At 62.5% G+C, this 13732-nt stretch carries 13 protein-coding genes; 6 read left to right on the forward strand and 7 right to left on the reverse strand.

Translation table 11 applies throughout. From position 1 onward, the window contains the following. The first annotated feature begins 4 nt into the window (after window positions 1-4). Together ppaT and pldH are read left to right on the forward strand one after the other, a co-directional pair. The gene (gene ppaT / locus ICI42_RS11425; protein ID WP_188164698.1) at window positions 5-1183 is read left to right on the forward strand and encodes a pyridoxamine--pyruvate transaminase; all 1179 of its coding nucleotides are present in this window, start codon (window positions 5-7) and stop codon (window positions 1181-1183) included. A gap of 27 nt (window positions 1184-1210) precedes the next feature. Beyond that, window positions 1211-1957: a pyridoxal 4-dehydrogenase, SDR-type gene (pldH, locus tag ICI42_RS11430; protein WP_188164699.1), complete on the forward strand. Its 747-nt coding sequence runs from the start codon at window positions 1211-1213 to the stop codon at window positions 1955-1957. 58 nt (window positions 1958-2015) lie between these two features. Here the strand turns inward: pldH and ICI42_RS11435 are convergent, their stop codons facing one another. After that, entirely contained in the window at window positions 2016-3248 is a 1233-nt protein-coding gene (locus ICI42_RS11435; protein WP_188164700.1) for a GGDEF domain-containing protein, read from the reverse strand. Window positions 3249-3568: 320 nt separating this feature from the next. Between ICI42_RS11435 and ICI42_RS11440 the strand changes: the two genes are divergently transcribed. The 4 genes from ICI42_RS11440 to ICI42_RS11455 are packed head-to-tail and all read left to right on the forward strand — an operon-like array spanning window position 3569 to window position 7014. After that, on the forward strand, window positions 3569-4642 hold the full coding sequence (locus ICI42_RS11440; RefSeq protein WP_188164701.1) for a glycosyltransferase: 1074 nt from the start codon (window positions 3569-3571) through the stop codon (window positions 4640-4642). Further along, complete coding sequence (locus ICI42_RS11445) at window positions 4632-5735, forward strand: acyl-CoA dehydrogenase family protein (RefSeq protein WP_188164702.1); 1104 nt, start codon at window positions 4632-4634, stop codon at window positions 5733-5735. Before ICI42_RS11440 ends, ICI42_RS11445 begins: the two co-directional genes overlap by 11 nt. Further along, a complete protein-coding gene (locus ICI42_RS11450; RefSeq protein ID WP_188164703.1) occupies window positions 5732-6445 on the forward strand; it encodes a PIG-L deacetylase family protein in 714 nt (237 codons plus the stop codon). The genes ICI42_RS11445 and ICI42_RS11450 overlap by 4 nt, the downstream gene beginning before the upstream one ends. Further along, complete coding sequence (locus tag ICI42_RS11455) at window positions 6433-7014, forward strand: class I SAM-dependent methyltransferase (RefSeq protein WP_188164704.1); 582 nt, start codon at window positions 6433-6435, stop codon at window positions 7012-7014. The genes ICI42_RS11450 and ICI42_RS11455 overlap by 13 nt, the downstream gene beginning before the upstream one ends. Window positions 7015-7080: 66 nt before the next feature. On the opposite strand, the gene ICI42_RS11460 is transcribed toward ICI42_RS11455, so the two are convergent. The 6 genes from ICI42_RS11460 to ICI42_RS11485 are packed head-to-tail and all read right to left on the reverse strand — an operon-like array spanning window position 7081 to window position 13598. Next, on the reverse strand, window positions 7081-7749 hold the full coding sequence (locus ICI42_RS11460; protein WP_188164705.1) for a nuclear transport factor 2 family protein: 669 nt from the start codon (window positions 7747-7749) through the stop codon (window positions 7081-7083). Further along, the gene (locus tag ICI42_RS11465) at window positions 7746-9128 is read right to left on the reverse strand and encodes an aspartate aminotransferase family protein (protein WP_188164706.1); all 1383 of its coding nucleotides are present in this window, start codon (window positions 9126-9128) and stop codon (window positions 7746-7748) included. The genes ICI42_RS11460 and ICI42_RS11465 overlap by 4 nt, the downstream gene beginning before the upstream one ends. Window positions 9129-9175: 47 nt before the next feature. Beyond that, entirely contained in the window at window positions 9176-9895 is a 720-nt protein-coding gene (locus ICI42_RS11470) for a LamB/YcsF family protein (RefSeq protein ID WP_188164707.1), read from the reverse strand. A 13-nt stretch (window positions 9896-9908) separates the two neighbouring features. After that, on the reverse strand, window positions 9909-12257 hold the full coding sequence (locus ICI42_RS11475; RefSeq protein ID WP_188164708.1) for a xanthine dehydrogenase family protein molybdopterin-binding subunit: 2349 nt from the start codon (window positions 12255-12257) through the stop codon (window positions 9909-9911). Beyond that, complete coding sequence (locus tag ICI42_RS11480; protein WP_188164709.1) at window positions 12250-12747, reverse strand: (2Fe-2S)-binding protein; 498 nt, start codon at window positions 12745-12747, stop codon at window positions 12250-12252. Before ICI42_RS11480 ends, ICI42_RS11475 begins: the two co-directional genes overlap by 8 nt. Then, a complete protein-coding gene (locus tag ICI42_RS11485; RefSeq protein ID WP_188164710.1) occupies window positions 12744-13598 on the reverse strand; it encodes an FAD binding domain-containing protein in 855 nt (284 codons plus the stop codon). Before ICI42_RS11485 ends, ICI42_RS11480 begins: the two co-directional genes overlap by 4 nt. Window positions 13599-13732: the final 134 nt, after the last annotated feature.

The following is a 13732-nucleotide window of genomic DNA, read 5'->3' on the forward strand; positions in this document are numbered from 1 at the left end:
TATCATGCGCTATGCAGACGACGCACAACCGGTTCTCACTTTAACCTCCGGGCCGGTAAACGCCTATCCGGATGTGCTGCGCGGCCTCGGCCGCACGGTTCTCTACGACTATGATCCGGCTTTCCAGGCCTTTTACGAGAAGGTGGTGGAGAAGGCTCAGAAGGCGATGCGGCTCTCGACAAAGCCGGTCATCCTCCACGGCGAGCCGGTGCTCGGCCTGGAAGCTGCCGCGGCTTCGCTGATCACGCCGGACGACACTGTGCTCAACCTCGCTTCCGGTGTGTACGGCAAGGGTTTCGGCTACTGGGCGAAACGCTATTCTCCAAATCTGGTCGAGCTCGTGACTGCTTACAACGAGGCGCTCGACCCGCAGGCTGTTCGCGAGATGCTGGTCAAGCACCCCGAAGTGACGGTGGTTTCGGTCTGCCATCACGACACGCCCTCCGGAACGATCAACCCGATAGACGAGATCGGCAAAATCGTTGCCGAACATGGCGGTTATCTCATCGTGGACGCGGTTTCCTCGTTCGGCGGCATGAAGACGCATCCCGAGGACTGCAGCGCCGACATCTACATCACCGGCCCGAACAAGTGCCTCGGTGCGCCCCCCGGCCTCACCATGGCCGGCATCAGCGATAGGGCATGGGCGAAGATGAAGGCAAACCCTGCGGCACCGCGTGCTTCGATGCTGTCCATCCTCGACTGGGAAAAAGCCTGGTCGCGTAGCGAGCCGTTTCCCTTCACTCCGTCTGTGGCCGAGATGAACGGCCTCGACGTGGCGCTCGACCTCTATCTCGGCGAGGGTCCGGAGAATGTATGGGCACGACACGCCTTGACCGCGAAGGCTATGCGGGCCGGCGTCCGCGCCATGGGTCTCGACATTTGGCCTGCGCGCGAGGCGATTGCCTCGCCCACGACCACCGCGGTGCGCATTCCGGAAGGCATCGACGAGGCAAAATTGCGGAAGGAGGTACGCGCGCGCTACGGCGTCGTCTTTTCCTCCGGTCGCGGCGAGACGCTCGGCAAACTGACCCGCATCGGGCACATGGGTCCGACAGCTCAACCGATCTATGCGGTTGCCGCTCTCGCGGCGCTTGGAGGCGCGCTCAACGCGCTTGGATTCGAAGCCGACACGGCTGCCGGCGTCGCGGCCTCCGTTGCCGCGATTGACGCAGACGCATGAACCGCATCAGGAATTAGGAGACAGAAAATGAGTGAAAGACTTTCTGGACGCACGGCGCTGGTCACCGGCGCTGCGCAGGGCATCGGCAAGGCGATTGCCACCCGGCTGGCGGCCGACGGCGCCACCGTCGTGGTCAGCGATATGAACGCGGACGGCGCGACGGCGGCGGCCAAGGCGATCGGCAACGGCGCATTTGCGATTGCGGCCGATATTTCCGATGCTGACGCGGTGGCTTCTCTGGTCAAGGAAATCGAGGACAAGACGGGCGGGCTCGACATTCTCGTCAACAATGCCTCCATCGTGCCCTTCGTGGCATGGGACGATGTCGATCTCGACCACTGGCGCAAGATCATCGATGTCAACCTGACAGGGACCTTCATCGTCACACGCGCCGTAACCGACCAGATGCGGGCGAAGCAGAAGGCGGGCCGAGTCATCTCGATAGCCTCCAACACCTTTTTTGCCGGCACGCCGAACATGGCCGCCTACGTGGCGGCGAAGGGCGGCGTCATCGGCTTCACGCGGGCGCTGGCGACAGAGCTTGGCAAGTATGGCATCACCGCCAATGCCGTCACGCCAGGCCTCATCGAAAGCGACGGCGTCAAGGACAGCCCACATAACAACGCCTTTGAATTCGTCGAAATGTTGCAGGCCATGAAAGGCAAGGGACAGCCAGAGCATATCGCCGACGTCGTATCGTTCCTTGCTTCCGATGACGCTCGCTGGATCACCGGGCAGACCATCAATGTCGATGCCGGAATGGTGCGGTATTAGACGGCAATAGGGCGAGGGAGCAGTCCAGGTCGAAACGGTTAACAGTCGGGCGCCGCGATCATAAACCGGGTTTCAGACCTGGTGATGAGAGGGCCTGTCTGCCCGGCTTCGGCTCGAAGCTGATCACGTTTTTTAGTGGTCGAGGCACAGTGGTTAGGGCATGAACGGTGAAGCCGTTCCTGCCGCGCCGTTTGGTCTCGTAAAGCGCGCGATCGGCTTCCTCCATAATGCTGTTCGGCGTCAGCGGGTACAACGTTGAGGAAAATGCTATCCCGATACTCGCGCTTACATCGAGCGACAGGTCACGCCAAACAAAAGGCGAGGCGTGTAAGGACCCGAGTACCCGCTCGGCGAATGCGGTGGTCTCGTTCACGTCCATGTCCAGCAACAGGGCGCAAAATTCATCCCCGCCCAGCCGCGCAAAGATATCGCTCTGCCGGAAGTGGCCACGAAGAACGTCTGCGGCATGCTTCAAGGCAGCGTCTCCCGCAGCATGTCCATGGATGTCGTTGATGGCCTTGAAGCGATCGAGGTCGAAAAGCATCACGCTGAATCTCTTCCGGCTCGCTTGAGCGGAGGCGGCGCCAAGGTGTTTCATGAACAGCCGCCGGTTTGCCAGTCCGGTCAGGTCGTCCTCATTGGCTAGCCGTTCCACTTCGCGGCGCAGATAGCCGATGACGGAAATCAGGAACCCAAAATTCCAGATGGCCGCCGCAAAGCGGAAAACCAGAAGATCGAGGGCCGCGGCATCGCGTAGGTTAAGGTCCGGCGCGATTCCGGCAACGATGAGGACGTTGCCGCCTGCAATGGACAAGTGCGCGATGCAGGCGATCGCCAAGGCAGCGCAGGTGATGGCGGCTCCCACCTCCCGTCCCGCCCGCCGCCACAGATAGTGCGAGGTTATCAGCAGTGGCAATGACTGCGCCAAGGTGTACACCGGATTGCGGCCGTACCAAACATGGAAGGTCGCCAGCATAGCGAAGATGCTGAGGGCAAGGAGAGCCGCTGTCCAGCGCGGGGAGGGGCGATCTCCGTGAAAGAGCCGGGCCCCCATATAGTTCAGCCAGAAGCCAAACACGACGATCGTGTTGCCGCCGACCGTCGCCAGGAAGAGGCCCGTATCGCCCTGGATTGCCAGGATCAGCCCGCCGACAAAGCCCGCAATGCTCCCTCCAAGCCAGTAACGCGCCGCATGGAGATCGCGGTAGCAATAAGCAATGGCTCCCCAGATGACGCAGTTGGCAAGACCGGAAAGCAGGACAACCAGATAGATCGTGTAGAAATCAATCATTCAGGCTCCAGCGGTCTAACGGCCAGGCCATGAGTTACTGCCGCAGCATGAAACAGGCAATGAACTTTTCTGTTTGCATTTGATCGATTCTACGGTGTTCTGACGCGATGGGTTTCAGGCGCTGTCCAGGCCCGGCGCCACAGCGGCGTGTAGCTCGTCGCCTGCTTTCAAGCGGCGGTGGCGTTAACGCTCTGAAAAACGCATAGCCAAGGCTGCCTGAAGCCGGTCCGGTTTAACAAATCTATTGGTGTAGAGACGGGAACATTTGTTGCGGCTCCGCCTTAAGCTGAGGATCGACCGTCCAATAACCAAAGGGTCCCATGTCTGCGTCTTTCGTTCCTGTAGTAGCAATACCTGCTAAGAACGAACAGGTATTGCTACCCCGCCTCATTGCTGCATTGGCCAGGCAAACCGCGCTTTCCAAGCTCCATCATCCGCTTCAAGTCGTTTTGGTCATAAACAATTCCGACGATGGCTCCTTGGCAACCGCACTTGAAGCTGCTCGGCGGCACACTGCAACCCTTCAACTGACCATCCGCTGCCTGGATTTTCCTTCGTCCTCCGCCCATGTCGGATCCGCTCGCCGACTGGCTATGGATATCGCTGCAAGTCGAGAACCATCGGGGGTAATTTTGACGACCGATGCCGACGCCGTGCCGGCCGACGACTGGGTTGAGCAGAATCTCGCAGCCATTGCGCTGGGCGCCGACCTCGTCGGAGGTCGTATTGTCGGCGACAAAGAAGAAGAGCTGAGGTTGGGGGATGGATTTTTGCGCCGCGCGCATGTCCATGCGCGGTATCAGGAGCTTTGCGACGAACTCGCCTGGCTGATCGATCCCCTCGACCATGACCCGTGGCCTCGGCATCACGACCACACCGGCGCGAGCATCGCCGTGCGCACGACTGTATACCGTGCTGTGGGCGGCATGGATCCGCTGCCGCTGCGGGAAGATATTGCCTTTGTCTCGAAAGCCAGAGCTGCGGGGTTCCGCCTCCGTCATGCTCCCGAGGTCACGGTCACCGTCTCGGCGAGGACACATGGCCGTGCGCGTGGCGGTATGGCGGACTGCCTGAAGAACTGGATTCGCGCGGAAGCGGATGGTCTTCCTGTTCTTGTGGACAGTCCCAGGGAGGTGGAGCGCCGGCTGCGACTGCGTCGTGCACTAAGAGATTTGGGCGACGCGACGCCGGAGATCGTTGAGCAGACATTCGATCATTGGGGCATCGCCTCGCCATACACCCAAATGGACGGTGGACATTTGTCGATCTGCACACTTATCGAACAACTCGCTGGTGATGTGCTCGATGCGCCCGAGACCGAACCTGCAGCAAACGCCATAGCGATGTTGGAATGCCGTATCGCCGAGCTTCGGGGAATTGCTCATGCTGCATAAGCCAACCGCCGCACCCAAACTATCGGCCCTGTCGCGGTCCATCGCGCGCAGTGCTGCCGCGCGCGATGCCGATGGCGCATTTCCATCCGAAGCCTTCGCAGAGCTGAGCACGCTCGGTCTACTATCGAATCCGCCGATCCAGGCGGAAAAAATGCGGTCTCTTCTGATGCTGCTTGCAGCCGTGGGACGGGGCGATCTGAATGTCGGACGGATTTTCGAGGGGCATGTCAACGCCTGTTGGCTGATAGCGTCGTACGGGACGGAGCGGCAGCGCGAAATCTACACAGAGATTTCTCAAGGCGGAGGAGGGGTATTCGGCGTGTGGAACACCGATGCGCCGGCCGATCCCCTTCGCTTGGAAGGCAGACGCCTTGTTGGATCGAAGAATTTCGCATCCGGTGTCGACGGGCTCTCGCATGCCATCGTCACCGTCACCGAAGAGGACGGACGGCGCATGATCATCGTGCCGGTCGCAAACCTTCCCGTCGACCGGTCGTGGTGGCGGCCGGTTGGCATGCGAGCGTCGGGGAGCCACATCGTGGATTTCACGGACGTCTTGGTCGAGGATGACTGGTTGCTGGGGGGGCCTGACGACTACATCAGGCAGCCCTGGTTCGTGGCTGGGGCGATCCGGTTCGTTGCCGTTCAGGTTGGTGGCATGCATGCCGTTTTCGATGCGACCGTCGATCATTTGCAGAGCATCGGGCGGGCGGAGAATCCGTATCAGGCACATCGGCTTGCACGGATGGGAGTTGCCCTGGAAAGCGGCTATCTCTGGCTTTCAAGGGTAGCGGAGGCTTGGCAGACGGCTGCCATTGATACCGCGCCGGACGCGCCGAAACACCACCTGGCCGCGGCTGTAAATGGTGCGCGTCTGGCGGTCGAAACCGCGGCGATGGATCTGCTCGAGGATGCTGAACGCGGCATCGGCGCCGCGGGGATGATTGCGCCTCATCCGTTCGAAAGGCTTATGCGAGACATGCGAACCTACCTGCGCCAGCCGAACCCGGACGGCGCAGCTGCGGCATTCGGCGAAGCGATCGCAGCGGGAGCCTGGGTTCCAAGCGCCACGGACGACTTGGTTCCTGAATGAAATCAGCTCTCGCCCTCGATCTGCTTGACGGGCCACTGCTCGTCATCGCGCCGCATCCCGACGACGAGACACTCGGTTGCGGTGGCGTGATCGCAGGGGCAGTGCGGCGTGGTGCCGTTGTTCATACCATTTTCATCACCGATGGCGGCGCTTCGCATCTCAATTCCATCCAATGGAGCCGGCAAAGCCTTGCCGCGCAACGCGAACGTGAAGCGGCCGAAGCGCTGGCGCGGCTGGGCGCCGGGGCTCAGCCGCGCACCTTCCTTCGATTGGAGGATGCCAATATGCCCGGGCGGGACAGCGCAGCATATCGACAGGCGGTCGACGCAGTTCTGGCGATCGTCAAGCACCTCGCTCCCCGGCTGGTGCTCATGCCGTGGCGCCGCGACCCGCATCGGGACCATCGCGACTCCTGGCAACTGACGATGGATGCCATTGCGGCCAGCGGCCAACGTCCCGAAATTCTGGAATACGCGATCTGGTTGGATGAATTCGGACGATCCGACGACCGACCCGGCGAAGGCGAGATGGAACAAGTTGCTTTCGACGTGACAGCTGTCCTCGACGCCAAGCGCGATGCGATCAAAGCCCATCGCTCGCAATTGGGCGAACTTGTGCATGACGACCCGTCCGGTTTCGTGCTCGCTCAGCCGACAATCGAGCGGCTGACCGGTCCTGCGGAGGTCTTCTGGCGGCAATGCGGACAATAATCGACGCGGCGGGGTTCGAAGCGAAGTTCCAGGAGAACATCGACCCCTGGAATTACGCGGCCTCGCCGTTCGAAGCCTATAAGCGAAGAGCTCTCCTCCGCGCCGCCGGTGACCGTATCTACGGGCGCGCTTTGGAACTCGCCTGCGCCAATGGCGAAACCACCCGAGCGCTGGCCCCACAATGCCTTCGCCTGCTGGCGGTCGACGCCTCGCCGACTGTGCTTAAGGGCGCGCGCAATGCCTCCAAAGGTTATAACCGCGTAACGTTCAGGCTGGCCCTGCTGCCTCGGGCGACTCCGCGCGGGCCGTTCGATTTGATCGTCGCTTCGGAGATTTTCTATTATCTCAAACCCGGCGATCTACGCCGGCTTCTTCCCAAGCTGTACCGTTCGTTGGCCCCAGGCGGGCGATTGGTGGTGCTGCATCATATCAGAGATTTCGACGACGCTGCCATCCTGCCGCGTATCGCCCAACGGCAGGCTTTCAAGACGTTTCAAAAAAACATGAACCTCGTGACTTACAAGCAGACGGCAGCCTTCCAAGTCGCCGCATTCGAGAAGAAACGTTAGGAACACCCTCATTTTTCACGATGAAAGGCCGACGGTGCCCGCCTTTCATCGTGAATTGAATGGTCGCTACCCACGCGACTTGCGATAGGAATCCTTGAGCGCAATCAGGTCGCCTGAGAAGGTGAAGATATCGCAACCATCGACATCAACCGTTTGTCCGGCCTTGCTGGTGCCCACGAAACGCCAGGAAGAGAGGCCGGTGTCGCCGGTGACGACGTGGCGGCCCTTGGTCCATGCCGCTTGCGGGAAAGCTTCGAACAGCGCTGCGTAGGCAGCGCGTACCGCCTCTCGCCCGAAATGCCTGCGTCCCTCGGCCTCGGGTCCGGCAGAACCATGGAAGGCGCAATCCTCAGCCATGCATTGCATGAGCTCGTCCACGTCGCGGGCATTCCAGGCCGCGAGGAAGCGGTCGAGAACGGCAAGGCGGCGGGCCGTGCGGTCGCCACCCTCCACCACTTCGACCTCCAGGAAGGACAGCGGCGCTTCCCCGGCGTTGATAACGTTGTGGGCAACACCCGTGCGCCGGGAGTATGGCACGCCTTGGGTGAGGGTCGCCTGCGACTGCGCGCCGTCGGGGCCTTCGAGACCGAGCGTGCCGTCGGTCAACGGCACGATGACGTAGTCATGGCCATGGATATGCCAGCCGGTTTCCGCGCCGGCGGCGAACCGCCATTCGGTAACCCGGAAACGGTCGTCGTCGATATGGGTGACGGGTTCGGCCTTTGCGCGGGTCATTCCAATCCCTCCTGTGCCACGGCGCCTGTCAAACGCTCGAGCGTCCGTGCCATGCGCGTCATGATCTCCTTCACGTCGTCCTCGGTGGCGATCATCGGTGGGCACAGCGCCAGCTGGTCGCCAATGGAGCGGAAGATCAGGCCTTCCTCATGTCCGATGACGTTGGCGATGGCGCCCGCGCGGCCGGCCTTGGCGAAAGGCCGCTTCGTCGCCTTGTCGGCCACCAACTCGACCGCGCCGATGAGACCCGTGCCACGTGCTTCGCCCACCAGCGGATGGTCTGAGAAGGAGCGAATGCCCGCCTGGAACGATGCCTCGAGCCGTGCCGCATTGCCGATCAGATCGCGCTCTTCGATGATGGCGAGGTTTTCAAGGCCCACGGCGGTTGCCACCGGGTGACCCGAAGCCGTGAAGCCATGGCCGAAATTGCCGATGGTCGCCGTATTGTCGGCGATTGCCTGGTAGATCGCCTCCGAAAACACGACAGCGGCCAGCGGCATGTAGGATGAGGTGATCTGCTTGGACAGCGTCATGATGTCAGGCGTGAAGCCGTATTTCTGGCAGCCGAACGGCGTGCCGAGACGGCCGAACCCGCAGATCACCTCGTCGGCGATCAGCACGATGTCGTTTGCGCGGCAGATTTTTTCGACGCCTTCCCAATAGCCGGCCGGAGGGGGCAGGACGCCGCCGGCGGCGATTAGCGGCTCGCCGATGAAAGCGGCGATGGTATCCGCGCCTTCCTCTGCGATGACGGATTCCAGCTCTGCCAGCAGGCGCGCGGTGAACGCCGCTTCATCCTCGCCTTCCGCGCCGAAACGATAGAAGTGCGGGCAGGTCAGATGGCGAACGGGGATGGCGGGCAGGTCGAAGTCGCGATGGTTGATCGGCAGGCCGGTCAGGCTGCCCGAGGCAACGGTAATGCCGTGATAGCCCTTGGTGCGGGCGAGGAATTTCTTCTTTTTCGGCCGGCCGAGCGCGTTGTTCATGAACCACATCATCTTGACGATGGTGTCGTTGGCCTCGGAGCCCGACGAGGTGAAGAACACACGCGTCAGGTTTTCGGGCGTCATTTCGACCAGCTTTTCGGCCAGCCGGATGGACGGCTCATGCGCCTTGGACGAGAAGGTGTGATAGTAGGGCAGCTTGAGCATCTGCTGGTAAGCCGCATCCGCTAAACGCTTTTCCGAAAAGCCGACTGCCACCGACCAGAGCCCGGCCAGGCCTTCGATATACTCCTTGCCGTGCTCGTCATAGACGCGGATACCGTCGCCACGGCTGATGACTACCGGCCCGGTCTTTTCGTGCTGCCGCAGGTTTGTATAGGGGTGCATCGTGGTGGCGATGTCGGCGGCGGCGAGAGAGTTGGAAAGCGCTTCCATGAAAGTCCTCAGAGGATTCGAGTGAGACGGTCTTTGTTTTGCCGTCCTTAAGCGTGTTTGTCGATGATCTGTCGCATCAGCGCGGCGACGTCGCGCGCATTGGGCGGATCGGAGTGAATGCAGACAGTGCCGAAAGAGACCTTGCGAACCGTGCCGTCCGTGGCGACAAATTCGTTGCGTGTCAGCGCGCGGCTGATGCGCTCTTCCGCTTGGCCGAGATCGATGGCCGATTGCACTCGGGGAATGATCAGGCCGCCGTCGGGTGCATAGGTCAAGTCAGGAAAGAACTCGCCGACGAACTCGACGCCGAGCTCAGCCGCCGCTGTCTCATGATGGGTTCCGGCCATGCCGAACAGCGGCACCCCGAAAGGCTTGACGGCAGCCGCAATGGCCAGGGCGGTGTCCTTGTCGCGCGCGGCCATGCCATAGACGATGCCATGCGGTTTGACATGGGTGAGTTCGCTCCCTTCGGCCGCCAGCATGCCGGTCAGCGCGCCGATCTGGTAGAGAAAGGCGGCGGTCAGTTCTTCCGGCTGCAGCTTCATTTCGCGCCGGCCGAAGCCCTCCTTGTCGGGGAGGGAGGGGTGCGCGCCGACCTTGACGCCATGCGCCAGGGCCAACCGCACGGTCTTGAGCATGGTCCATGGGTCCGACGCGTGGAAGCCGCAGGCGATGTTGGCGCAGTCGATATGCGGCATGATGCCGGCATCGTCGCCGAAGCGCCAGTTGCCGAAGCTTTCGCCCATATCGCAATTCAAAGTGACCATTGTTCCTCCAGCCTCAGCCCAAAGTGTTCGCCGCCCAGCCAGACGCGATGTGCGGAAAATCAGGCTGCGGCTCGCGGTCGTGCAACAGGCCCAAAACGCGCGGCGGCGTTAACGGCAGCTGCCGTACCGGCTTGCCGATGGCACGCGAAACCGCACAGGCGATGGCAGCTCCCACCGCCAGGATCGGCACTTCGCCCGCACCCTTGGCCCCCAACGGGCCTAGCGAGGGCGCGCCTTCATAGAGGTCGGCTGCGACCGGAACCACGTCGCCTGCCAGCGGCAGCCGGTAGGTCTCGAAATCGTTCTGCGCGATGCGGCCATCGGTGGTGATCGTCACCTCCTCGTGCAGGGCATAGCCCAGGCCTTGCACGACGCCGCCCTGAATCTGGCCCATGATGGCGCGGGGATTGAGCGCGCGGCCGACATCCTGAACCACGCGGTAGGCTAGAACTTCGACATGGCCGGTATCGGGATCGACCGCGACCTCCGCCTCGTGCACCACGAAGACTGGGATATCGAGCGCATCGATGAAGTGACCCATGGCGCATCCCGCCATGGCCGGGGTGTTCTTGGCCGTGAAGGCGCCGCTGCCGGTGATCGGGCCGGTGGTGGCTTGCGCATGGGCGACTACGGCCGGGATCGTAGCACCCGAACCGGGACGGCCTGAGATTTCCGCCCGGCCGTCTCGCAGCACCAAGTCTTCCGGCCTGGTCTGCAGCATCTCGCCCGCCGCGCGCAGAAGCTTTTCCTTTACCTCGGCACAAGCCGCAACGCTGGCAGCGCCTATGGACACAGTGGTGCGACCTCCGCCGACACCGACATCGAGGCCGGCGGCATCGGTGTCGGCCTCGCGCACGATCACCTGGTGAGGCGCAAGGCCAAGCTGTCCTGCCACGATCTGGGGCAGGGATTGCATCATCGTGCCGGAGCCGATTTCAACGCCGGAAGTGACCAGCGTTGCGCTGCCGTCGGCATTCAGGTTGACGGTGGCGGCCGAAGGCCCGGTGAAGACGAACCAGGTGCCGACCGTCGTCGCCATTCCGTAGAGCCGTCCATCGGCCTTTCTTTCCAGGGTGCCGGTTTTGGCTCGCAGTGTTTCCATGCGGTCGAGCATCGGGGCAAGCACATCGTCTTCGAAAACCTGGCCCGTGGGACCGAAATCGCCATCTCCGAGGACGTTCTTTTTGCGGAATTCCATGGGGTCCAAACCCAGGAAATCGCAGATTTCGTCGGTGTGCCGCTCCAGCGCGAAGGTGTTGTAGACGCCATTGCAGGCCCTGAAAGCACCATTTGGAGGGGTGTTCGTATAGACCGCGCGACTGACCAGACGGGTCGCGCCGACGCGGTAATTGCCGCCCAGCGTGTGCGCGGTCATCGTGGTGAGAAACACCTGCTCGCCGCCATAGGCGCCGCAATCCATCAGAACGACCGCCTCGCGGCCAACGATCTCGCCCTCGGCCGTCACCGCCGACCGGATCCGGATCTCCGCATTCTCGCGGCAGAGGCAGGTTGCCATTTCCTCCTGCCTCGTATTCTCCAGCATCACCGGGCGGCCGGTCATTCGCGCCAGAAGTGCGGTGATCGGCTCGATGGAGGCATCGAATTTCAGGCCGAAGCCGCCGCCGACCGGAGGTACCGTCACGCGCACGCGACCGGGCGGCAATTGCATGACGCGGCCTGTGACGTTGCGCACCGTCCAGGGCACCTGCGTCGAGGTCTGAATATGGGCGCGGCCGTCTTCCCAGGAGCCGATGGCGACACGCGGCTCGAACGGCACGTGGCTTTGCCGGCCGACGCTGAAACTGCTCTCCACGATGCGGACGTCGGAGCGGGCGAAAGCTGCGTCCACATCGCCCCGGCTGGACTTGGCTTCCCAGGCAATGTTGCCGGCGCGTGCGCCGCCTTCGGTGATGACCTCATAGCCACGCCAGTCTTCATGGATCAGCCGGGCGCCGGGTTCGAGCGCTTCCGCCATGGTGAGAACCGGCGCGAGCGGTTCGATCTCCAAGATGATCGCGGCAAGGGCCGCGCGTGCCTGCTCCTCCGTTTCGGCGGCGACGACGGCAATGGGTTCGCCATGGTAGCGGATCGTGTCGATGGCCATCAGCGGATGGTCGGCAATGCCGATGCCATAGAGCCCCGGCGCGTCGGCTCCGGTCGCAACCGCGCGGACGCCGGGCCAGGCCAGTGCCGGCGACACGTCGAGCCGGACGATGCGTCCGGCCGGCACGGTCGACCGCAGCAGCACCGCGTGCAGCATATCGGGGCGGGCGCGGTCGTTGGTGTATTTCGTCCGCCCGCGCAGCTTGTCCTGCGCGTCGCGGCGGGGAAGGTTCATGACCGTGACGGAAGCTTCAGACATCCGCGCCCCCCGCGACTTTTGCGGTCTGCCGCTGTTGGGCAAGGCAGTCGGCAACGGTGTCGACGATCCGTTCGTAGCCGGTGCAGCGGCAGATGTTGCCGACCATCGCCGCCTTGATGTCGTCACGGCTGGCATCGGGATTGTCGCGCATGAAGGCCAAAAGGCTCATCACCATGCCGGGAAAACACATGCCGCACTGAACCGCGTCCGCGGCCTCGAACGCCGCCTGCAAAGGATGGAGCACTTGGTTGCCCGCGCTCAGCCCTTCGATGGTGACGACCTCGCAGCCCTCAAGCAACCCCACGGGTTTGAGGCAGGACGGCACCGCGTCGCCGTCGACATGCACTGTGCAGGCACCGCAAAAACCTTCGCGGCATACAGCTTTCGTGCCGGTCAGGAAGCGTTCCTGCCGCAGAATGTCGATCAGCGGCGTCATAGGATCGTCGCGAAAGCGGTAGTCCTCGCCATTCAGCCGGAATGTCACAGTCATGCCAGGCCCTCCGACTCGAGCAGTGCCGCCACACCGCGCTTGATCAGAACGGGAAGAACCTGCCGCCGGTACCATCCATCGGCTTCGGTGCCGTCGCGGCCATCAAAATCATTGTGTTCTGATGCGAGCGCTTCGGCGCGCTCCGGAACGCGCGGGAAGCCGCCCGGCTCAGCTGCGAACGCCTGTTCGAGCACAGTCCAGCGGCGGGCCACCGGTTCCACCGAGCCGACGGCGATGCGGCACCGACGGTCCTGGTCCAAAGCAAGCGAGACGATGGCGACCGGGTAGTCGCCCGCCTTGCGGAGCGGCAAGCGGATGTGGGCGCTGGCGATCAGGTCGCGGCGCAAGAGGATTTTCGTCAGAATGGATTGGTCAAGCAAACCCGGCCGATCGTTCAGAAGGCTGGGGATGTCGATGCGTTTCGGGCCGGAGGTCGTCTCCAGTTCAACTGCCGCTCCGCAGGCAAGCAGGGCAGGGGCAAGATCGGCTGCGGGAAAGTCGATGCTGCAAAGGTTGCCGCCAATGGTCGCAACCCTTCGAATTCCGGGATTGGCCGCACTTTCGGCAGCACAGACAACGGCCTCGAAGCCGGCAATACCGCGTAGCGCTTTGCCAAGCGCCTCGTGCGTGACCCCAGCGCCGATGACAATTCGGTCTGCCTCCACGATCACTTCGGACAGGGATGGTATGCGGTGAACTGCTACGACAGCTTCCGGCAGTTCGACACCCCGCAGTGGATCGCGCAGCAGCCAGGTTCCACCGGCAAGAACAACCGCGCCTTGCAGCCGGGCGGCCAATGCTTCGTCGATGCTGCCGGCCACGGTGAATGACCGCTCCACGCTCTGCGCCATTTTTACCCCTTTAAAGATTGCCGTCTTTTGCGGCATTGGAGCAATGTTGCTCTAAGCTAAGGCATCTGTGAAATAGTAGTTCTTAGATTGTTATATCGAAAAAACAGATAGCTTCGACGGCGGTGAGCGCCGCA

It is taken from the genome of Oryzicola mucosus, assembly GCF_014534685.1.
In the GTDB taxonomy this organism is placed as follows: Bacteria; Pseudomonadota; Alphaproteobacteria; order Rhizobiales; family Rhizobiaceae; genus Oryzicola; species Oryzicola mucosus.